Raw genomic sequence first — 20,811 nt, forward strand, 5'->3', positions numbered from 1 at the left:
GCGATGAGGAGGGACGGCGCCAATGATGGCTAGGCATCTGCTCGCGGCCGGCGACCTGAGCCGCGACGAGGCGACCGCGATCCTCGACGACGCCGACCGGTTCGCCCAGGCGCTGGTCGGCCGCGACATCAAGAAGCTGCCGACGCTGCGCGGGCGGACCGTGATCACCATGTTCTACGAGAACTCCACCCGTACCCGGGTGTCCTTCGAGGTGGCCGGCAAATGGATGAGCGCGGACGTGGTGAACGTCAGTGCTTCCGGTTCCTCGGTGGGTAAAGGAGAATCGTTGCGCGACACCGCGCTGACCCTGCGAGCGGCCGGGGCCGACGCGCTGATCATCCGTCACCCAGCGTCCGGCGCCGCGCAGCTGCTGGCGGAGTGGACAGCCGGCGCGCACGGCGGCCCCTCGGTGATCAACGCCGGCGACGGCACCCACGAGCACCCCACCCAGGCGCTGCTGGACGCCCTGACCATCCGGCAACGCCTCGGGGGCTTCGACGGTCGCCGCATCGTGATCGTCGGCGACATCCTGCACAGCCGGGTCGCGCGGTCCAACGTGATGCTGTTGCACACGTTGGGCGCCGAGGTGGTGCTGGTGGCCCCGCCCACCCTGCTGCCGCGCGGTGTCGAAAGCTGGCCGGTGACCGTGTCCAACGACTTCGACGCCGAACTGCCCGCCGCCGACGGCGTGCTGATGTTGCGCGTGCAGGCTGAGCGGATGACCGGCGGCTTCTTCCCCTCCGCGCGGGAGTACTCGACCCTGTACGGGTTGTCCGCCCGCCGCCAGGCGCTGCTGCCCGGCCATGCCGTGGTGCTGCACCCGGGGCCGATGCTGCGCGGAATGGAGATTTCCTCATCGGTGGCCGATTCATCGCAATCGGCTGTGCTGCAACAGGTTTCCAATGGTGTGCATGTGCGAATGGCGGTGCTGTTCCATGTGCTGGTGGGGGCAGAAGAGGTCGCGGCATGAGCGTGCTGATCCGGGGTGTCCGGCTCTACGGCGAGGGCGAGCCCGTTGATGTGTTGGTCGACAAGGTGGGCTATGGATCGCAGATCGCCGAGATCGGTCCGAAACTCGATATCCCCGACGACGCAGACGTTATCGACGCCACCGGCCAGATCCTGCTGCCCGGCTTCGTCGACCTCCACACCCACCTGCGTGAACCGGGCCGCGAATACGCCGAGGACATCGAAACCGGTTCGGCCGCAGCCGCTCTCGGGGGGTATACGGCGGTATTCGCGATGGCCAATACGGACCCGGTCGCCGACAGCCCCGTGGTCACCGATCACGTCTGGCATCGCGGCCAGCAGGTCGGTCTAGTCGACGTGCATCCGGTCGGCGCGGTCACCGTCGGGCTGGCCGGCAAGGAACTCACCGAGATGGGCATGATGGCCGCGGGCGCCGCCCAGGTGCGGATGTTCTCCGATGATGGCATCTGCGTGCACGACCCGCTGGTGATGCGCCGCGCTCTGGAGTACGCGACCGGGCTTGGCGTTCTGATCGCACAGCACGCCGAAGAACCCCGGCTGACCGTCGGCGCCGTCGCTCACGAGGGGCCGGCAGCCGCACGGCTCGGACTCGCCGGCTGGCCGCGTGCCGCCGAGGACTCGATCGTCGCGCGCGACGCCATTCTGGCGCGCGATGCCGGCGCCCGCGTGCACATCTGCCACGCGTCCACCGCGGGCACCGTCGAAATCCTGAAATGGGCTAAAGGCCAAGGTATTTCGATTACAGCCGAGGTAACCCCGCACCACCTGCTGCTCGACGACAGCCGGCTGGCCAGCTACGACGGGCGTAACCGGGTCAACCCGCCGCTGCGCGAGGCCTCCGACGCGGTCGCGCTGCGCCAGGCGCTGGCCGACGGGATCATCGACTGCGTGGCCACCGATCACGCCCCGCACGCCGAGCACGAAAAGTGTGTCGAATTCTGCGCGGCGCGCCCGGGGATGCTTGGCCTGCAGACCGCGTTGTCGGTAGTGGTGGCGACCATGGTGCAGCCCGGGCTGTTGAGCTGGCGAGATGTGGCGCGGGTGATGAGCGAGAACCCGGCGCGCATTGCGGGGCTGCCAGACCAGGGCCGCCCGCTGCGGGTGGGGGAACCGGCCAACCTCACCGTGATCGACCCCGAGGCCAGCTGGACGGTCGCCGGCGACGAGCTGGCCAGCCGCTCGGCCAACACCCCCTACGAGTCGATGACGTTCCCTGCCACGGTGACCGCGACCTTGCTGCGCGGGAAGATCACCGCCAGGGACGGGAAGAGTCCGGTATGAACTCAGGCACGCTGGTGGGATCGCTGATCTTCGCGGCGGTGTTGGTGGTGGTTATTGCGGTGGTGATCCAGCTGATGATGCGCGGCTGGCGCCGCCGTGCCCAACGGCAGGTGGAACTGATTGGCGACCTGCCCCCCTTGCCCGACGAGGTGGGCGCCGCCTTGATCACCACCCCCGGCCTGTACGTGGGATGCACGTTGTCTCCGGCCTGGAACGACCGCGTGGCAGTTGGCGACCTCGGCTACCGCAGCAAGGCGGTGATGACCCGCTATCCCCGCGGGATTCTGGTGGAACGTATTCGCGCGCAACCTATTTGGATACCGAAGGAATCGATAGTGAACATCCGGACCGAACGCGGCGTCGCCGGCAAGGTGGCGGCACGCAACGGGATCCTGGCCATCCGGTGGCGGCTGCCGTCAGGCACCGAGATCGACACCGGATTCCGGGCGGACAATCGCGACGAGTACGCCAACTGGCTGAAGGAGAGCGCATGACTGGCGGGGGAACGGAGCGGCGGCCATGACTAAAGCCCAATTGGTGCTCGAGGACGGCCGCGTTTTCACCGGCACCGCGTTCGGGGCGATCGGACAAACTCTGGGAGAGGCCGTGTTCAGCACCGGCATGTCCGGCTACCAGGAGACGCTGACCGATCCCAGCTACCACCGCCAGATCGTGGTTGCCACCGCCCCGCAGATCGGCAACACCGGCTGGAACGGTGAAGACGGCGAGAGCCGCGGCGACAAGATCTGGGTCGCCGGTTACGCGGTGCGCGACCCTTCGCCGCGGGCCTCCAACTGGCGGGCCACCGGCACCCTCGAAGACGAGCTGGTACGTCAGCGCATCGTCGGGATCGCCGGAATCGACACCAGGGCGGTGGTGCGTCATCTGCGCAGCCGCGGCTCGATGAAGGCCGGGGTGTTTTCCGGCGCCGCACTAGCCGATCTCGAGGAGCTGCTCGAGCGGGTACGCGCGCAGGACCCGATGCTGGGCGCCGACCTGGCCCGAGAGGTCAGCACGCCCGAGACCTATACCGTCGAACCCGAAGGTGCGCAGCGCTTTACCGTGGTCGCCTTAGATCTCGGAATCAAGACGAACACGCCGCGGAATTTCGCTTGCCGTGGTATCCGCAGCCACGTGCTGCCCGCCACGGCGACCTTCGATGAGATCGCCGAACTCAAGCCGGACGGGGTGTTTCTGTCCAACGGCCCCGGAGACCCGGCGACCGCCGATCACACCGTCGCGCTTACCCGCGACGTGCTCGGAGCCGGAATCCCTTTGTTCGGAATCTGTTTCGGCAACCAGATCCTTGGTCGGGCACTCGGCCTGTCAACCTACAAGATGGTGTTCGGCCACCGCGGGATCAACATCCCGGTGATCGACCACGCCACCGGCCGGGTCGCGGTGACCGCCCAGAACCACGGCTTCGCGTTGGAAGGGGAGGCGGGTCAGACGTTCGACACCCCTTTCGGCTCCGCACAAGTCAGTCACACCTGCGCCAACGACGGTGTGGTCGAGGGTGTCAGACTCGTTGACGGGCGGGCGTTTTCAGTGCAGTACCACCCCGAGTCCGCCGCTGGACCGCACGACGCTGAGTATCTCTTCGACCAGTTCGTCGACCTGATGGAGGGCGGACGATGATCGCGAGCGCGTCCGTAGGTACGCCGAAACCCGCTTGTGGGCGTACATATGTGGACGCTCGCGCCCAGAAAGGGGCCCGCTAGTGCCGCGACGCCAAGACCTCAACCATGTGCTGGTGATCGGCTCCGGTCCCATCGTCATCGGCCAGGCCTGCGAGTTCGACTACTCCGGTACTCAGGCCTGCCGGGTGTTGCGGGCCGACGGGCTGCAGGTGAGCCTCGTCAACTCCAACCCGGCCACCATCATGACCGACCCCGAGTTTGCCGACCACACTTACGTCGAGCCCATCACCCCGGCGTTCGTCGAGAAGGTGATCGCCCAGCAAGCCGAGCGCGGAAACAAGATCGACGCCCTGCTGGCAACTTTGGGTGGGCAGACCGCGCTGAACACCGCCGTGGCGCTCTACGAGAACGGCGTCCTGGACAAATACGGTGTCGAATTGATCGGGGCCGACTTCGAGGCCATCCAGCGCGGTGAGGACCGGCAACGGTTCAAAGACATCGTGACCAAGGTCGGCGGCGAGTCGGCCCGCAGCCGAGTGTGTTTCACCATGGACGAGGTCCGCGAGACGGTCGCCGAACTCGGCCTGCCGGTGGTGGTACGGCCCAGCTTCACGATGGGCGGGCTGGGTTCGGGCATGGCCCGATCCGTGGACGAGGTCGAGCGAATGGCCGGGGCAGGGCTGGCCGCCAGCCCGAGTGCCAACGTGCTGATCGAGGAATCGATCTACGGCTGGAAGGAATTCGAACTCGAGCTGATGCGCGATGGCAACGACAACGTCGTGGTGGTGTGCTCGATCGAGAACGTCGACCCGATGGGCGTGCACACCGGTGACTCGGTCACCGTGGCCCCGGCGATGACGCTGACCGACCGCGAATACCAGAAGATGCGCGATCTGGGCATCGCCATCTTGCGTGAGGTCGGTGTGGACACCGGCGGCTGCAACATCCAGTTCGCCGTCAACCCCGACGACGGGCGGCTCATCGTCATCGAGATGAACCCCCGGGTGTCGCGATCCAGTGCGCTGGCATCCAAGGCCACCGGCTTTCCGATCGCCAAGATCGCCGCCAAGCTTGCCATCGGCTACACCCTCGACGAGATCGTCAACGACATCACCAAGGAAACCCCGGCCTGTTTCGAGCCGACGCTGGACTACGTGGTGGTCAAGGCGCCCCGCTTCGCCTTCGAGAAGTTCCCCGGCGCCGACCCCACCCTCACCACGACGATGAAGTCCGTCGGCGAGGCGATGTCGTTGGGCCGCAACTTCGTTGAGGCTCTTGGCAAGGTGATGCGGTCGCTGGAGACGACGCGCGCCGGATTCTGGACCAAGCCGGACACCGAAGGTTCGCTGGAGGACGCGCTAACCCGGCTGCAAACCCCCACCGAGGGGCGCCTTTACGACATCGAATTGGCGCTGCGGCTGGGCGGCTCGGTGGAACAAGTGGCCAAGGCCAGCGGCGTCGACCCATGGTTCGTAGCCCAGATAGACGAACTGGTGGCGTTGCGCGCCGAGCTCGTGGATGCGCCGGTGCTCGACGCCGACCTGCTGCGGCACGCCAAGCACAGCGGCCTGTCGGATCGCCAGATCGCCTCATTGCGACCGGAATTGGCCGGCGAAGACGGGGTGCGCTCACTGCGCGAGCGCCTGAACATCCACCCGGTGTACAAGACCGTCGACACCTGTGCCGCCGAGTTCGAGGCCAAGACGCCGTATCACTACAGCAGCTATGAACTCGATCCGGCCGCCGAGTCCGAGGTCGCCCCACAGACGGGCAGACCCAAGGTGTTGATCCTGGGGTCAGGCCCCAACCGCATCGGACAGGGCATCGAGTTCGACTACAGCTGTGTGCACGCGGCAACCACATTGAGTCAGGCTGGTTTTGAGACGGTGATGGTCAACTGCAACCCGGAGACGGTGTCGACCGACTACGACACCGCGGACCGGTTGTACTTCGAGCCGCTGACCTTTGAGGACGTGTTGGAGGTGTTCTATGCCGAGGAACAATCCGGCGCGGGTGGCCCCGGCGTCGCGGGTGTCATCGTGCAACTCGGCGGCCAGACTCCGCTCGGGCTGGCCCAACGCCTCGCCGACGCCGGTGTTCCGATCGTCGGTACCCCGCCGGAAGCGATCGACCTGGCCGAGGACCGCGGCGCGTTCGGCGACGTGCTGACCGCCGCCAGTCTGCCCGCGCCCAAGTACGGCACCGCAACCACCTTCGACCAGGCCCGGCGGATCGCCGCCGACATCGGCTATCCGGTGCTCGTGCGGCCGTCCTATGTGCTGGGCGGGCGGGGCATGGAGATCGTCTACGACGAGGAGACCCTGCGCGGCTACATCACCCGCGCCACCGAGCTCTCACCCGAACATCCGGTGCTGGTGGACCGGTTCCTCGAGGATGCGGTCGAGATCGACGTCGACGCGCTGTGCGACGGCACCGAGGTTTACATCGGCGGGATCATGGAGCACATCGAGGAAGCTGGGATCCACTCCGGTGACTCGGCCTGCGCATTGCCGCCGGTCACGCTGGGACGCAGCGACATCGAGAAGGTCCGCAAAGCGACCGAGGCCATCGCGCACGGCATCGGCGTGGTCGGCCTGCTCAACGTGCAGTACGCGCTCAAGGACGACGTGCTCTACGTGTTGGAGGCCAACCCCAGGGCGAGTCGCACCGTTCCCTTTGTGTCCAAGGCCACCGCCATCCCGCTGGCCAAGGCCTGTGCCCGGGTGATGTTAGGCGCCAGCATTTCTCAGCTACGCCAGGAGGGAATGCTGGCCGAGTCCGGTGACGGTGCCAGTGCGGCGCCCGACGCGCCGATCGCGGTCAAGGAAGCCGTGTTGCCGTTTCACCGGTTCCGGCGTGCAGACGGTGCGGCGATCGATTCGCTGCTTGGGCCGGAGATGAAGTCGACCGGCGAAGTGATGGGCATCGACCGCGATTTCGGCACTGCCTTCGCCAAGAGCCAGACGGCAGCCTACGGTTCGCTGCCCGCGCAGGGCACGGTGTTCGTGTCGGTCGCGAACCGGGACAAGCGGTCCCTGGTGTTCCCGGTTAAGCGACTGGCCGACCTGGGCTTTCATGTTCTGGCGACCGAAGGAACGGCGGAGATGTTGCGCCGCAACGGAATTCCGTGTGACGAGGTTCGCAAGCATTTCGAAGCGCCGCAGGACGGCCGTCCGGCGGTGTCGGCCATCGACGCGATCCGGGCCGGCGAGGTGGACATGGTAATTAACACACCCTTTGGCAACTCCGGCCCGCGGATCGACGGCTACGAGATCCGCTCGGCCGCGGTGGCCGTTAATATCCCTTGCATCACAACGGTTCAGGGCGCTTCAGCTGCCGTGCAGGGAATCGAGGCGGGGATCCGCGGCGACATCGGAGTGTTGTCGCTACAGGAACTGCATCGCAACCTCGGTGCCCGGAGCGGCCGCCGGTGAATAGCTTCGGGGTTCGGCTGGCTGCGGCGAAGGCGCAGTGCGGTCCGTTGTGTCTGGGCATCGATCCGCATCCGGAGCTGTTGCGGGCCTGGGATCTGCCGGTCGACGCCGACGGGCTGGCTGCGTTCTGCGACGTGTGCGTGCAGGCTTACCAGGGTTTCGCGGTGGTCAAGCCGCAGGTGGCGTTCTTCGAGGCCTACGGGTCGGCCGGCTTTGCTGTGCTGGAACGCACCATCGCCGCGCTGCGCGACAGCGGGGTGCTGGTGTTGGCCGACGCCAAACGGGGGGACATCGGGACCACGATGGCCGCTTATGCCACCGCGTGGGCCGGTGCTTCGCCGCTGGCGGCGGATGCGGTGACGGCGTCGCCCTATCTGGGGTTCGGCTCGCTACGCCCGTTGATCGAGGTCGCCACGGCCAATGACCGCGGGGTGTTCGTGCTGGCTACCACGTCCAACCCAGAAGGCGCGACCGTGCAGCGCGCCGACGTCGGCGGCCGCACGGTCGCCCAGCTGATCGTCGACCATGTCGCGGCCGCGAATCAGGCAGCTACCGGCGGTGCGCAGCCCGGATCGTTCGGCGTGGTAGTCGGCGCGACGGCCCTCGAACCGCCCGATCTGAGCGCGCTGGGCGGGCCGGTACTGGTGCCCGGTGTCGGTGCCCAGGGCGGGCGTGCCGAGGCGCTGGCGGGGCTGGGTGGCGCCGAGTCGCACCAGCTGCTGCCCGCGGTCTCCCGTGAGGTGCTGCGGGCCGGGCCGGGCGTCGCGGAGGTGCGGGCGGCTGCCGAACGGATGCGCGACTCGGTGGCCTACCTGAGCGGCAGCTAAGCCCCGCCGGAACCGGCGGTCTCGACGATCACTGTGGTGGCCTTGACGACGGCCACCGCGACACTGCCGGGTTGTATCTCGAGTTCCCGCGCGGCGTCCGTGCTCATCAACGACACCACGGAGAACGGGCCGCACTGCATCTCCACCTGGGTCATCACCCGGTCACTGGTGACCTTGGTGACGAGGCCGACGAACCTGTTGCGCGCCGAGCTGCCGACGCCGAGCGGGTCGGGCGGGGCAGGCGGCGCGTTCTCGCGGGCGAATTCGGCGAGCGCGTCGCTGGCGATCACCTTGCGCCCGGCCGCGTCGAGGCTGACCGGTAGCGCACCCTGCTGGATCCAGCGGCGCACTGTGTCGTCGCTGACGCCCAGGAGGCCGGCCGCCTGACGGATTCGCAGGTTCGGCACGGCGCGATCGTAGCCGACCTAACCGGCGGTAGGGGTCGTGGCGGCGTGGAGCCGGGCCTCGGCGTTCACGGTGCGACACGCGCGGACTCGCAGCCAAATGCGTGATTCGCGGCACCGTGCTCTCGCGCTGCTGCTCAGCTGGTCCGGGCGACGGCGGCCTAGGCGGGGCTGCCAGGCGACCCACCAAACCGAAAACCGCAGCTCAACGTGGTAATCGGGATGCGGAAGCCGGGTTCGCCGGCGCAATCGGTGGCGCCGCGGACGGCATCGGGCCATCGCTCTGGGCGCCGCGCAGGGGTGTGCACCAGTGCGTCGGAGATGGACCCAAGCTGGACAAATGACCGCCAAACGGGGGGGTCGGGTTAGATTTCGTCAGCAAGCGTGAGTACGGTCGTCTGCGCTGGCTGGAGTACCCGGCCGAGACAAGTTAGATCGACAGATATCCCGAAAGATATCGCTGAGAGACGGAGGAATCGTGGCCCTTCCCCAGTTGACCGACGAGCAGCGCGCGGCAGCGTTGGAGAAGGCTGCTGCCGCACGTCGAGCGCGAGCAGAGCTCAAGGATCGGCTCAAGCGTGGCGGCACCAACCTCACCCAGGTGCTCAAGGACGCCGAGACCGACGAAGTGCTGGGCAAGATGAAGGTCTCTGCGCTGCTGGAGGCCTTGCCGAAGGTGGGCAAGGTCAAGGCACAGGAAATCATGACCGAGTTGGAGATCGCCCCGACCCGCCGCCTGCGTGGCCTCGGCGACCGTCAGCGCAAGGCGCTGTTGGAGAAGTTCGGCTCCTAGTCGGTTAACCGACCCGGGAGCACCAGTGAGCGCCGGCGGGGGACCGGGCGCAGGACGCGTCGTCGTGCTGTCCGGTCCCTCCGCGGTCGGCAAGTCGACCGTGGTGCGGTGTCTGCGCGAGCGGATTCCGAACCTGCATTTCAGCGTCTCGGCCACGACGCGGACGCCGCGGCCGGGCGAAGTCGACGGCGTCGACTACCGCTTCGTCAGCGCGGCTGAATTCCAGCAACTCATCGACCGGGGTGAATTACTGGAATGGGCAGAAATCCACGGGGGGCTGCATCGGTCCGGCACCCTTGCCGAGCCCGTCCGCAGCGCAACCGCGGCCGGTTTGCCGGTGCTGATCGAGGTCGACCTGGCCGGTGCCCGAGCGGTCAAGAAAGCGATGCCCGAGGCGCTTTCGGTCTTCCTGGCCCCGCCCAGCTGGGCTGATTTGGAGGCCAGGCTGGTGGGCCGGGGCACCGAAACCGCCGACGTCATCGCCCGCAGACTGGACACCGCGCGCACCGAATTGGCCGCTCAGGACGACTTCGACGTCGTGGTCGTGAACAGTCGATTAGAGTCTGCGTGCGCCGAATTGGTATCCTTGCTAGTGGAATCTGCCCCTGGCCCTGCTTAGAGCAACACGGGCTACAGCGTGCGCCAGCGGAGACCTACCGAAAAATGAACTTCTAACCATGTCGCTCTACGCCGCCAGGAGATTTTCTACGTGACCATTCCGCAGTCCGACGCGTCGTTGGCCGCCGTCGATCAGTTCGATCCCGCGGCCGGAGGGGCCAGCGCCTACGACACCCCGCTGGGCATCACCAATCCGCCCATCGACGAGTTGCTGGACCGCGTCTCGAGCAAGTACGCGCTGGTGATCTACGCGGCCAAGCGTGCCCGGCAGATCAACGACTATTACAACCAGCTCGGCGAGGGCATCCTCGAGTACGTGGGCCCGCTGGTCGAGCCCGGGTTGCAGGAGAAGCCGCTGTCGATCGCGATGCGTGAAATTCACGCCGACCTGCTCGAACACACCGAGGGCGAGTAACAGGGTCCGGCGCGCGGTGGACAGTAAGCGGATCATCGTCGGCGTCTCCGGCGGTATCGCGGCCTACAAGGCCTGCACCGTTGTCCGCCAGCTCACCGAGGCCGGCCACCGCGTCCGGGTTATTCCCACCGAAGCCGCACTGCATTTCGTCGGTGCTGCCACCTTCGAGGCGCTCTCGGGTGAGCCCGTCGACACCGGTGTCTTTCAGGATGTTCCGGCCGTCCCGCACGTGCGCCTCGGCCAGCAGGCCGACTTGGTGGTGGTCGCCCCGGCCACCGCTGATCTGCTGGCCCGCGCCGTGTCCGGGCGCGCCGATGACCTTCTGACCGCGACGTTGCTCACTGCCCGGTGTCCGGTCATGTTCGCGCCCGCCATGCACACCGAGATGTGGCTGCACCCGGCGACCGTTGACAACGTCGCCACCCTGCGCCGGCGTGGTGCGGTCGTACTCGAGCCCGCCTCCGGGCGGCTCACCGGTGCCGACAGCGGGTCCGGCCGGCTGCCGGAGGCCGAGGAGATCACCACGCTGGCTCACCTGCTACTCGAGCGTCCCGAGGCCTTGCCCTACGACTTGGCGGGCTGTCGGGTGCTGGTGACCGCCGGCGGTACGCGCGAGGCGATCGACCCGGTGCGGTTCCTCGGTAACCGCAGTTCGGGCAAGCAGGGCTACGCGGTTGCGCGGGTGGCCGCCCAACGCGGCGCCGAGGTGACCCTGATTGCCGGGCACACCGCCGGGCTGGTCGACCCCGCCGGTGTCAACGTGGTGCACGTCAGTTCGGCCGAGCAGCTCGGTGAGGCGGTGTCCAAGCACGCCGCGGAGGCGAATGTGCTGGTGATGGCGGCGGCAGTGGCCGATTTCCGCCCGGCGCAGGTCGCCACCGCCAAGATCAAGAAGACGGCCGGCGGACTGCCCACCATCGAGTTGCTGCGCAACGACGATGTGCTGGCCAACGCCGTGCAGGCGCGCGCGCACGGGCAGCTGCCTAACATGCGCGCCATCGTCGGGTTCGCCGCCGAAACCGGCGACGCCAACGGCGACGTGTTGTTCCACGCGCGGGCCAAACTGCAGCGCAAAGGCTGCGACCTGCTGGTGGTCAACGCCGTTGGCGAAGGAACGGCGTTCGAGGTGGACAGCAACGACGGGTGGCTGCTGGCATCCGACGGTACCGAGTCCGCGCTACAGCACGGATCCAAGACCGCAATGGCGAGCCGTATCGTGGATGCAGTTGTCTCGTTCCTTCGGGCAGATCACGGAGCAGACAGCGGATAACGCGTGGCGGGCAGCGTCGCCCGACCGGAACCCCGAAATTTGCGCGGCATCGGGTCGCTCCGGTTTGCTTAGCGCAGCAAGAATAATTCGTCTAACTAATATTCGGGCGAAGTGACCGGAAGGATGACAAGAGTGAGCGAGAAGGGTCGGCTGTTTACCAGCGAATCGGTGACCGAGGGGCATCCAGACAAGATCTGTGACGCGATCAGTGACTCGGTCCTCGATGCCCTGCTGGCCGACGACCCCCGCTCGCGTGTCGCGGTCGAGACGCTGGTTACCACCGGGCAGGTGCACGTCGTCGGCGAGGTGACTACCACAGCCAAAGAAGCGTTCGCCGACATCACCAACACGGTGCGCAAGCGCATCCTCGACATTGGCTACGACTCCTCGGACAAGGGATTCGACGGCACGACCTGCGGGGTCAACATCGGCATCGGCGCTCAATCGCCCGATATCGCCCAGGGTGTGGACACCGCGCACGAGGCGCGCGTCGAGGGTGCGGCCGACCCGCTGGACTCCCAGGGCGCCGGCGACCAGGGACTGATGTTCGGCTATGCGATCAATGACACCCCCGAGCTGATGCCGCTGCCGATAGCGCTGGCCCACCGGCTGTCGCGGCGGCTCACCGAGGTCCGCAAGAACGGCACGCTGGCCTATCTGCGGCCGGACGGCAAGACCCAGGTCACCATCGCCTACGAGGACAACATCCCGGTGCGGCTGGACACCGTGGTCGTCTCTACCCAGCACGCTGATGGCGTCGACCTGGCGAAGACGCTGGACCCCGACATCCGCGAGCACGTGCTGCAGACCGTGCTGGAAGAGCTGGCCCACGAAACCCTGGACTCCTCGTCGACGCGGGTGCTGGTGAACCCGACCGGCAAATTCGTACTGGGTGGCCCGATGGGCGACGCGGGCCTGACGGGGCGCAAGATCATCGTCGATACTTACGGAGGCTGGGCCCGACACGGTGGCGGCGCTTTCTCGGGCAAGGACCCCTCCAAGGTGGACCGCTCGGCGGCGTACGCGATGCGCTGGGTGGCCAAGAACGTCGTCGCAGCCGGGTTGGCGGAGCGCGTCGAGGTGCAGGTGGCTTACGCCATCGGAAAGGCCGCGCCGGTTGGGCTGTTCATCGAGACGTTCGGCACCGAGGCGGTCGACCCGGTGAAGATCGAGAAGATCATTCCCGAGGTATTCGACCTGCGTCCCGGGGCGATCATCCGGGACTTGAACCTGCTCCGGCCCATCTATGCGCAGACCGCCGCATACGGGCACTTCGGGCGCACAGACGTCGAGTTGCCGTGGGAGCAGCTGGACAAGGTCGACGACCTCAAGCGGGCCATCTAAGCGTTAGGTGGGCGGCAGCGGATGGTCGGGCTCCAGCCCGGCCAGGCCGTCGATGCTGCGCTGGTTGCGGCCGATGGCTTGCGAGTACGCCTGTGGTGGCTGTTTGCCGTGAAACGTGTCGAGTACTGGCCGCTCGTCGATGAGTTCGTAGTAGGGCACCGCGAAACCGCAGGCATCGGCGATCCGCTCCACCTCGACGACGATCGCGCCACGTACGCCCGACCGCTGACCGAAATGGCTTCTGATGCGGGCGAATTCGTCGTCGTCGGGACGCAGTAGCCGCCCGGTGCCGAACAACCGCAGAATGCGGGAATTGCGGTTGAACGAGCAGAACATGATCGTGATGCGGCCGTTGTCTCGCAGGTGGGCGATGGTTTCCACGCCGCTGCCGAACAGGTCGAGGTAGGCCACGGTGTGGTCGTCGAGCACCGCGAAGGTGTCGGTGTAACCCTTGGGGGACAGGTTGATTCTGCCGCCCTGCGACGGTGCGGTCGCGACGAAGAACATCGCCTGCTCGGCGATGAACTCTCGCAACGACGCGTCGATGTGCGAAAACTCCTTGGCCACCCTTCGAGGGTAGTGCAGCAGCGGCTACCGGCCGGGCTTCAAGGCGGTCAGGCGGACGTCGCCGCCGTAGAAAGCAACCACTCTCGGGTCCATCACCCGTCGCCATAACGGCGGGATCATCGCCAGCGCGATCATGGCGCTGTAGCCACTGGGCAGCTGCGGTGACTCTTCGACGTGCCGCAACGCCTGATAGCGGCGTAGCGGGTTGGCGTGATGGTCGGAGTGCCGCTGTAGGTGGAACAGGCAGACGTTGGCGATCACCGTATCGCTGTTCCAGCTGTGCGATGGGCGCACCCTTTCGTAGCGTCCGCTGGGCAGCTTTTGCCGCCGCAGGCCGTAGTGCTCAACGTAGTTGACCGTTTCCAGCAGACCGATGCCGATGATCGCCTGGCCGATCAGCCAGGGCAGGACGACCGGCCGGAACCAGACGGCCAGCACAGCGAACAAGACGACGCTGATCAGCCACGCGTTGAGCACGTCGTTGCGCAGCGTCCACCGGGACTTGCCGTCTCGGGCCAGCCGGGCGGCTTCCAGGGTCCATGCAGAGCGCAGACCGCCGGTCACCGACCGGGGCAGGAAGGCGTACAGGATCTCACCGAAACGGGCGCTGGCCGGGTCTTCGACCGTGGCCACCCGCACGTGATGGCCGCGGTTGTGCTCAACAAAGAAGTGCCCGTAGCAGGTCTGGGCCAATGCGACTTTGGAGAGGCGTCGCTCGTGCACTTCTCGGGTATGGCCCAGGTCGTGTGCGGCGTTGATCGCTAGCCCGCCGATTAGTCCCACGGTCGTCATCAGGCCGAGCTTGTCGACGAAAGTCATTGTGACCCAGCCCCCGCCGGCCCAGATCCAGCAGGCAAGCAAAACCGATCCGTATTGGTTCGGCAAGTACAGGTAGGTGGCACAGCGATAGAACCGGTCGCTCTCCAGCCGAGCGAGAACCTCGTCGGGCGGATTGCCGCGGTTGGGTCCGATCGCATGGTCGAGTACCGGGATGACCACGAATGCCAGGAACGGACCGCTCCACCAAAACAAGCCGACGCCGGTCACCTTGACCAACAGCCACGACGCCGCCACCAATCCCGGTACTGCGGCGGCAAGCAGCCACAGGTATCGCTTCGGATCTCGCCATGCCCGCGGCTTCAATGGCCGAGCAGCTGCCCCTTCAGCAGATTCGTTCAGTCGCGATTCATTCCTGAAAAACGTCTGGACACTCATGTATATGAGTATTACCATACTATAAGTACGTATAAACCTGCAATATGATTAACAACAGTCTGTTCAGTTGGGGGGCCAGTCGTGGATCAGGCGGGAAATACGCAGCAGGGGCGGCGCCTTAACCGACGTCGCTTCCTGGGTGCCGCCGCGTGCGCGGCTCTCGGGGCCGTCGGTGCCGGTGCGTATGAGCTGGGGACTAGCCGTACCGTCTCCGCAACGCGCCCCAAGAGCCACTACCGCGCCATCGTGATCGGCAGTGGTTACGGCGGCGGAGTGACCGCGTTACGGCTCGGTGAAGCCGGAATTAACACCCTGATCCTGGAGAAGGGCAGACTCTGGGACGCTGCCGACCGCGACGGTAAACGCTTCTCCCGCATGCTTCCCGCGGACAATCGGGCCGGATGGTTCACGTCGGTACCACCCAGCCTGGTGCCGTCGTTCCGTGGGGTTTCGATGGAACAGGTGGCCCGCCGCGCTCCGTCCTCGCAGCCGGTCCAGGCCGGCATCTGTGACAAGGTGCAGCACGGCGCGCACAACGTGTTTCGCGGCGTCGCCGTAGGCGGAGGGTCGATGATCAACGCCGCCATCGCCGCGATTCCGACCGCGGCGCAGATCCGGGCGGCCTTTCCCGACATCGACCCTAATGTCTTCCTCGGCACCTACATCGAACGCGCAAAAGCCATGCTGCGCATCAGCTATCGCGATCCGAACTGGTTCGAACGTACCCCGTATTTCCAGTACGCGCGGGTCGGACGGCAGTACGCGGCCACCGCAGGTTACGGCGTCGATTACAACGGCAGCGCCTACTCCTTCGACTACATGAGAAAAGAAGAAGCGGGTCAGGTTCCGCGCTCGGCGCTCGATTTCGAGCAGCAGTACGGCAACAACTACGGCAGATTCGGCAGCGTGGATCAGACCTACATCGCGGCCGCGCTGCGGACGGGCCGGGTTACGCTGCGGCCGCTCACCGAGGTGACCAGCATCCGGCGCGAGCCGTCCGGCGAGTACGTGGTGGCCACCCGCGAGATCGATAGATTCGGCAAGGAGTTACACCGCGACGAAATCGGTTGTGACGAACTGTATCTCGCTGGTGGCGTGCTCGGCACCACCGAACTTTTGCTGCGAGCCCGGGAAACCGGGTCGCTGCCCGACCTGAGCGACGAGATCGGGCGGGGCTACGGCAACAACGGCGACATCATGGTCGCCCACATGCTGGCGCCTAGCGATCCGGCCGGGACGCAGCAGTCCTTGATGGGCATGATCAACCTGGATGGCCGCGACGACCCGGACAATCCGGTCTACGCCAGCATGTTCTCGCTGCCTCTCCCGGTCGAAACCTATGCGCTGGGCTACTACGTGATGGTGCGCACCGGCGACCGCGCCGACATTCGGTTCGACCGGGCCGCCGACGCGATTCGCATCGATTGGCCCCAGGGACACACCGAACACCTTCGCGAACGCGCCAAGCTGGTGTTCGACCGGATTACCGCGGCCAACGGAGTGGATTATCGCGACGACCTCTTCGGTGGAAAGGTGTTCAAGTCCAACACTGTTCACCCCATGGGTGGCGTGGTGCGGGGTAGGGCCACCGACGCGTTCGGCCGAGTCAACGGCTACCGGAAGCTGTACGTCAACGATGCGTCGCTGCTACCGGGCTACCTGGGCTGCAACCCGTTCATGACCATCACGGCCCTGGCCGAGCGCAATGTCGAGGCGATTCTGCAGGGCCGTTGATCAGGCGCTGAACCGGTAGTCTTCGAGGTCGAAATGCCTACTGCGCCAATAGGCTTCGACGGTGGTGGTGGGACGCAACGGCACGTCGCCGTTCTTGTCGAAGTAATAGCTATTGGCCAATCGGCAACTGTCCTGCCAGAAGATCTGCCGGTAGCGGCGGCGCATCATTTCGGCGAAATACCTGTCGTTGGCCTCGGCTCTCACCTCGACCCGGGTGGCGCCGTCATCGCGGGCCCGTTTCAGGCAGCGCAGGATGTGGTGGGTCTGGGTCTCGATCAACGCGAAGTACGACGATCCGACATAGCCGTAGGGGCCGAACACCGCGAAGAAATTCGGAAAGCCGGGGATGCTCACCCCCTCGTACGCCTGCGTCCGATGCTCGTCCCAGAACTGGCTTAGTGACTGCCCGCCGGAACCGGTGATGGTGAAAGTCAGCACCTCGTCGGTGTCGAGCACTTTGAAGCCGGTGGCCAGGATCAGCACGTCGACTTCGTGGCCGGTGCCCTCGGCGGTCACCACCGACGTCGGGGTGACTTTAGCGATCGGATCGGTGACCAGGTCGACGTTCTCGCGGTTGAAGGTGGCCAGATAAGTGTTGTGGAATCCGGGCCGCTTACAGCCCACCGCGTAACGTGGGGTGAGTTTGTCGCGCAAGGCCGGGTCCTTGACCTGCTGGGCAAGATATCGCCGGCCGGCCACTGCGGTCCCCCGGGCCAGCGGGAACACCTTGAAGTAATGCGCTGAGATGGGAAAGGTGGCCTCGACGTAGGCCTGGCTGAGCCAGCGCTGAATGACGTTGCCGCCCGGTACCCGCATCGCCCAACGGACTGGGGCCGGCAGCGGGAAGTCGAGTTTGGGGAAGCACCAGATTGGGGTGCGCTGAAATACGGTGAGCCGACTGACAATCGGCGCAATCTCGGGGATGATCTGGACGGCCGATGCACCGGTGCCGATGATGGCGACTCGTTTGCCGGCCAAGTCCTGACTGTGGTCCCAGCGCGCGGTGTGCATACTGATGCCGGCGAAGGAGTCCACGCCGTCGATGTCGGGCAGCTTGGGCGCCGTCAGCACGCCGCTGGCGCCGATCACGAAGCGGGCCGTGATCTCGCCGCCCGGATCGGTCTGCAGCCGCCACAGGTCGTTTTCGTCGTCGAACTCGGCCGAAATCACCCTGGTGTTGAATCGGATTCGGGACCGGATCCCGTACTTGTCGACGCAGTGCTCGGCATAGGCTCGCAGCTCGTGCCCGGGTGCGTAACTGCGCGACCAGTTTGGGCTCTGCTCGAACGAAAACTGGTAGGAGAAGGACGGAATATCCACCGCGATACCGGGATAGGTGTTCCAGTACCAGGTGCCGCCGACTCCGTCGCCGGCTTCGATGACCAGGTAGTCGGGCAGGCCGGCCTCGTCGAGCTTGATGGCGGCGCCGATGCCGGAGAATCCAGCGCCGACAATGACGACATGATGGTCGGGTGCGATTGTCATGAACGACCTTCTGCGAGAGGGTGCACCCCGCACGGGGCACCTTTTAGGAATACAACGCCTTCTTCAATGCCGCTAGCCCGCGGCCGGTGGCCTCGGCGGCGGCTGGCACCACCAGGGCGAAGCTGGCGTAACCGTGCACCATCGTCGGTTCGATGCTCACCTCCACCGGGACCCCGGCGGCAGCGAGCAGCTCCGCATACCGTGCGCCGTCGTCGCGCAGCGGATCGTGCTGGGCGATGCCGATGAATGCCGGCGGCAGATCCCTGAGCTCGCCGTTGCCGGGAGCGAGGTGGGCGGGCAGCATCGTGTGGTCGCTGAGGTCGAGGTGCGGCACGTACCAGGCCAAGAACGCGTCGATGACCTCTTCGTCCAGGATCGGGTCCTGGCGGTGCTCCAGGAACGACGGCAGCGTCCGGTCGCCGATGCACGAGGGGTACCACAGCAGCTGATAGACCAGCGTCGGACCACCCTGGTCGGAATTGTCGCGGGCCAGTTGAGCCATGACCGCCGAGATGTTTCCGCCCGCTGAATCGCCGGCGACGGCGATGCGGCTGGGGTCGCCGCCGAGCTGAGCGGCGTTTTCGCCGACCCACCGTAGCGCCGCCCAACTGTCCTGCACGGCGGCGGGAAAAGGATGCTCGGGCGCCAGACGGTAGCCCACCGACACCACGATGGCGTCGGCACCAACGGCATGGGCGCGCGCGACGTGGTCGTGAGTGTCCAGGTCGCCCAATGACCAACCGCCGCCGTGGTAGAAGACGACCACCGGCAGGTTGTCGTGCGCCGCGGTCGGCGGCCAGTAGATCCGCACCGGGATGTCGGTGTGTTCGCCGTGGCCGATTCGGCGCTCCTCAATTCGCAGCTGTGGGAGTAGCTCCGGGGGCGCTTTCAGTGCCGCCAATTGGGCGCGGGCCACCGCGACGCCGTCAGCGGCGTTGAAGGTCATCGGGAGGGCATCGAGCAACATCTTGAGGAGCGGATCGATGCTGGCTGGTTCGATGGGCGGCTCCGTCATGGCATAACGGTACGCACAATCGCAACTATCCGTGCAGCGCAACGCGCAGTCTTGTTAACCCGCGGTCCATCGCGGCGGTGGCCGCGGGCACTACCCCGGCGTAGCCGAGGTAGCCGTGCACCATGGTCTCGGCGTTGTGCACCTCTACCCGGACTCCGGCGTCGGCCAGCAGCTCGCCGTACCGGATGCCGTCGTCGCGCAGTGGGTCGTAGGCAGCGACCGCGATATAGGCGGCTGGCAGGCCGGACAGGTTCTCCGCCCGGCCGGGGGCCATCCCCGATGGCGGATCTGACATGTCGACGTCGCCCGCATACCAACGGGAGAAGTCCGAGATCGCCTTGGCGCCCAGGATTGGCGCGTCGGCGTTCTCGGTGAACGACGGCAATGACGCATCCCACATCGTGGACGGGTACCACAGCAGTTGGAACGTGATCGGTGGCGCGCCCTCGTCGCGGGCCTGCTGCGCGATCGCCGCCGCGATGGTGCCGCCCGCCGAATCTCCGGCCACTGCGATCCGGCGGGTGTCGGCACCGAGATCGGCCCCGTGCTCGGCGACCCATCGCGTTGCGGCCCAAGCGTCCTCGACCGCGGCGGGGTAGGGATGTTCGGGGGCCAGTCGGTAGTCGACGGACACCACGATCGCCTCGGCGCCCACGGCGTGCTGGCGCGCCGTGCCGTCGTGGGTGTCCAGGTCACCCATCACGAAGCCGCCGCCGTGGAAGAACAGTACGACCGGCGCGCAGTCGGATGCTATTGGTGGCCAATAGATCCGGATCCCGACGGGGCCGCCGGGGCCGTCCAGTGTCCGGTCTTCGACGCGAAGTTCGGGATGCAGCGGCCGGCGCGGCAGGTCTCGCAGACGTTGCCGGACGGCGTCGAGTCCATCTTCGGTCGATAGCCGAAACGGAACGGCATCCAGTACCTTCAGCAGGATGGGGTCGACACCGGGTTTCTCATCGGCGGCGTTGTCCAAAGTGGGCATGGAGGTACCGTACGCACCGCGGCTGATGGTCGGTGGCTGGGTGGCCGCCGGATGGGCGGGCATTGCGTACGGCATTTACCTGACCGTGATCGCCGTGCGCTTGCCTCCTGGTAGCGAACTCACCGGGCAGTGGAGCTTGCAGCCGCTCTTCAAGGCATCGATGGCGGTGCTACTCGCGGTCGCCGCGGTCGCGCATCCGGTGGCCCGTGAACGGCGCTGGCTGCTGCCCGCACTACTGTTCTCTGGCGCGGGTGACTGGTTGCTTGCGATGCCGTGGTGGAAGATGTCGTTCGTGTTGGGGCTGGGCTCATTTCTGTTGGCGCACATATGTTTTTTGCTCGCGCTGCTGCCGCACGTCGCTCCGTCGCGAGGGCGGGTCGCGGCGGCCGCGGTGATGGTCTTGGCCTCGGCTTCGATGCTGGTCTGGTTCTGGCCGCACCTTTCCCAAGGCAGCGAGAATTTGACGGTCCCGGTAACGGTCTACCTCTCCGTGCTATCGGCGATGGTGTGTACGGCGCTGCTAGCGCGGTTGCCCACCATCTGGACCGCGGTGGGCGCGGTGTGCTTCGCCGCATCGGACTCGATGATCGCGATCGGCAAGTTCATTCTGGGCAACGAAGCGCTGGCGGTACCGATCTGGTGGTCCTACGCCGCTGCCGAGATCCTGATCACCGCCGGGTTCTTCTTCGGCCGCGAGGATCTGAAGGGGCCCTCGGACATCGTCGTGGCCGCTGGTGAGTCAGACCAGAAAGACCTTGACTAGCAACATATCTCGCGTTGCCGCCGAGGTAGAACCG

General features: G+C 66.4%; 19 protein-coding genes. 13 read left to right on the forward strand and 6 right to left on the reverse strand.

Annotated elements, in window-relative coordinates; genetic code table 11:
- Positions 1-22 precede the first annotated feature (22 nt).
- From H0P51_RS11930 to pyrF, 6 genes are all read left to right on the forward strand, one after another.
- Positions 23-970 carry an aspartate carbamoyltransferase catalytic subunit gene (locus tag H0P51_RS11930; RefSeq protein WP_180918234.1) on the forward strand — a complete coding sequence of 316 codons (948 nt, stop codon included), beginning with the start codon at positions 23-25 and terminating at the stop codon, positions 968-970.
- Positions 967-2,271 (forward strand): dihydroorotase, encoded by a 1,305-nt coding sequence (locus H0P51_RS11935; RefSeq protein ID WP_180918235.1) that lies wholly within the window; start codon positions 967-969, stop codon positions 2,269-2,271. Before H0P51_RS11930 ends, H0P51_RS11935 begins: the two co-directional genes overlap by 4 nt.
- Entirely contained in the window at positions 2,268-2,765 is a 498-nt protein-coding gene (locus H0P51_RS11940) for a PH-like domain-containing protein (RefSeq protein WP_180918236.1), read from the forward strand. Before H0P51_RS11935 ends, H0P51_RS11940 begins: the two co-directional genes overlap by 4 nt.
- A 25-nt stretch (positions 2,766-2,790) precedes the next feature.
- Positions 2,791-3,909, forward strand: a complete 1,119-nt coding sequence (gene carA / locus H0P51_RS11945; RefSeq protein ID WP_180918237.1) for a glutamine-hydrolyzing carbamoyl-phosphate synthase small subunit — start codon at positions 2,791-2,793, stop codon at positions 3,907-3,909.
- A gap of 82 nt (positions 3,910-3,991) precedes the next feature.
- Positions 3,992-7,345, forward strand: coding sequence for a carbamoyl-phosphate synthase large subunit (gene carB / locus H0P51_RS11950; protein ID WP_180918238.1), 3,354 nt, complete (start codon positions 3,992-3,994; stop codon positions 7,343-7,345).
- Positions 7,342-8,172: an orotidine-5'-phosphate decarboxylase gene (pyrF, locus tag H0P51_RS11955; RefSeq protein WP_180918239.1), complete on the forward strand. Its 831-nt coding sequence runs from the start codon at positions 7,342-7,344 to the stop codon at positions 8,170-8,172. Before carB ends, pyrF begins: the two co-directional genes overlap by 4 nt.
- Here pyrF and H0P51_RS11960 read toward each other — a convergent pair.
- The gene (locus tag H0P51_RS11960) at positions 8,169-8,579 is read right to left on the reverse strand and encodes a TOBE domain-containing protein (RefSeq protein WP_180918240.1); all 411 of its coding nucleotides are present in this window, start codon (positions 8,577-8,579) and stop codon (positions 8,169-8,171) included. The genes pyrF and H0P51_RS11960 overlap by 4 nt on opposite strands.
- Positions 8,580-9,054: 475 nt before the next feature.
- On the opposite strand from H0P51_RS11960, the gene mihF reads away from it, so the two are divergent.
- The 5 genes from mihF to metK all read left to right on the forward strand — a co-directional run bounded on the left by mihF (position 9,055) and on the right by metK (position 13,016).
- Entirely contained in the window at positions 9,055-9,369 is a 315-nt protein-coding gene (gene mihF, locus H0P51_RS11965; protein ID WP_007171927.1) for an integration host factor, actinobacterial type, read from the forward strand.
- 25 nt (positions 9,370-9,394) lie between these two features.
- Entirely contained in the window at positions 9,395-9,988 is a 594-nt protein-coding gene (gene gmk / locus H0P51_RS11970) for a guanylate kinase (RefSeq protein WP_180918241.1), read from the forward strand.
- A 90-nt stretch (positions 9,989-10,078) separates the two neighbouring features.
- Positions 10,079-10,402, forward strand: coding sequence for a DNA-directed RNA polymerase subunit omega (gene rpoZ / locus H0P51_RS11975; RefSeq protein WP_180918242.1), 324 nt, complete (start codon positions 10,079-10,081; stop codon positions 10,400-10,402).
- A 16-nt stretch (positions 10,403-10,418) separates the two neighbouring features.
- Positions 10,419-11,672 (forward strand): bifunctional phosphopantothenoylcysteine decarboxylase/phosphopantothenate--cysteine ligase CoaBC, encoded by a 1,254-nt coding sequence (gene coaBC, locus H0P51_RS11980; RefSeq protein WP_180918243.1) that lies wholly within the window; start codon positions 10,419-10,421, stop codon positions 11,670-11,672.
- 132 nt (positions 11,673-11,804) lie between these two features.
- Positions 11,805-13,016 carry a methionine adenosyltransferase gene (metK, locus tag H0P51_RS11985; RefSeq protein ID WP_180918244.1) on the forward strand — a complete coding sequence of 404 codons (1,212 nt, stop codon included), beginning with the start codon at positions 11,805-11,807 and terminating at the stop codon, positions 13,014-13,016.
- Between the two features lie 3 nt (positions 13,017-13,019).
- Here the strand turns inward: metK and H0P51_RS11990 are convergent, their stop codons facing one another.
- The gene (locus H0P51_RS11990; RefSeq protein WP_180918245.1) at positions 13,020-13,583 is read right to left on the reverse strand and encodes a pyridoxamine 5'-phosphate oxidase family protein; all 564 of its coding nucleotides are present in this window, start codon (positions 13,581-13,583) and stop codon (positions 13,020-13,022) included.
- A gap of 24 nt (positions 13,584-13,607) precedes the next feature.
- Complete coding sequence (locus H0P51_RS11995) at positions 13,608-14,726, reverse strand: alkane 1-monooxygenase (RefSeq protein WP_246398573.1); 1,119 nt, start codon at positions 14,724-14,726, stop codon at positions 13,608-13,610.
- Between the two features lie 153 nt (positions 14,727-14,879).
- Between H0P51_RS11995 and H0P51_RS12000 the strand changes: the two genes are divergently transcribed.
- Entirely contained in the window at positions 14,880-16,532 is a 1,653-nt protein-coding gene (locus H0P51_RS12000; protein WP_180918247.1) for a GMC oxidoreductase, read from the forward strand.
- Here the strand turns inward: H0P51_RS12000 and H0P51_RS12005 are convergent, their stop codons facing one another.
- The 3 genes from H0P51_RS12005 to H0P51_RS12015 are packed head-to-tail and all read right to left on the reverse strand — an operon-like array spanning position 16,533 to position 20,014.
- Positions 16,533-18,011 carry a flavin-containing monooxygenase gene (locus H0P51_RS12005; protein ID WP_180918912.1) on the reverse strand — a complete coding sequence of 493 codons (1,479 nt, stop codon included), beginning with the start codon at positions 18,009-18,011 and terminating at the stop codon, positions 16,533-16,535.
- Between the two features lie 49 nt (positions 18,012-18,060).
- On the reverse strand, positions 18,061-19,032 hold the full coding sequence (locus tag H0P51_RS12010) for an alpha/beta hydrolase (RefSeq protein ID WP_180918248.1): 972 nt from the start codon (positions 19,030-19,032) through the stop codon (positions 18,061-18,063).
- A gap of 25 nt (positions 19,033-19,057) precedes the next feature.
- The gene (locus H0P51_RS12015; protein ID WP_180918249.1) at positions 19,058-20,014 is read right to left on the reverse strand and encodes an alpha/beta hydrolase; all 957 of its coding nucleotides are present in this window, start codon (positions 20,012-20,014) and stop codon (positions 19,058-19,060) included.
- Here H0P51_RS12015 and H0P51_RS12020 point away from each other — a divergent pair.
- A complete protein-coding gene (locus H0P51_RS12020; RefSeq protein WP_180918250.1) occupies positions 20,013-20,777 on the forward strand; it encodes a lysoplasmalogenase in 765 nt (254 codons plus the stop codon). The two genes, H0P51_RS12015 and H0P51_RS12020, sit on opposite strands and share 2 nt — an antisense overlap.
- Positions 20,778-20,811: the final 34 nt, after the last annotated feature.

This window comes from Mycobacterium vicinigordonae (genome assembly GCF_013466425.1).
In the GTDB taxonomy this organism is placed as follows: Bacteria; Actinomycetota; Actinomycetes; order Mycobacteriales; family Mycobacteriaceae; genus Mycobacterium; species Mycobacterium vicinigordonae.

Excerpts from the sequence above, each read along its gene's own strand:
- H0P51_RS12020 (WP_180918250.1), top strand. The coding sequence starts at position 20,013 with ATGGAGGTACCGTACGCACCGCGGCTGATGGTCGGTGGCTGGGTGGCC.
- H0P51_RS11940 (WP_180918236.1), top strand. The coding sequence starts at position 2,268 with ATGAACTCAGGCACGCTGGTGGGATCGCTGATCTTCGCGGCGGTGTTG.
- H0P51_RS11930 (WP_180918234.1), top strand. The coding sequence starts at position 23 with ATGATGGCTAGGCATCTGCTCGCGGCCGGCGACCTGAGCCGCGACGAG.
- carA (WP_180918237.1), top strand. The coding sequence starts at position 2,791 with ATGACTAAAGCCCAATTGGTGCTCGAGGACGGCCGCGTTTTCACCGGC.
- H0P51_RS12010 (WP_180918248.1), bottom strand. The coding sequence starts at position 19,032 with ATGACGGAGCCGCCCATCGAACCAGCCAGCATCGATCCGCTCCTCAAG.
- H0P51_RS12015 (WP_180918249.1), bottom strand. The coding sequence starts at position 20,014 with ATGCCCACTTTGGACAACGCCGCCGATGAGAAACCCGGTGTCGACCCC.
- H0P51_RS11935 (WP_180918235.1), top strand. The coding sequence starts at position 967 with ATGAGCGTGCTGATCCGGGGTGTCCGGCTCTACGGCGAGGGCGAGCCC.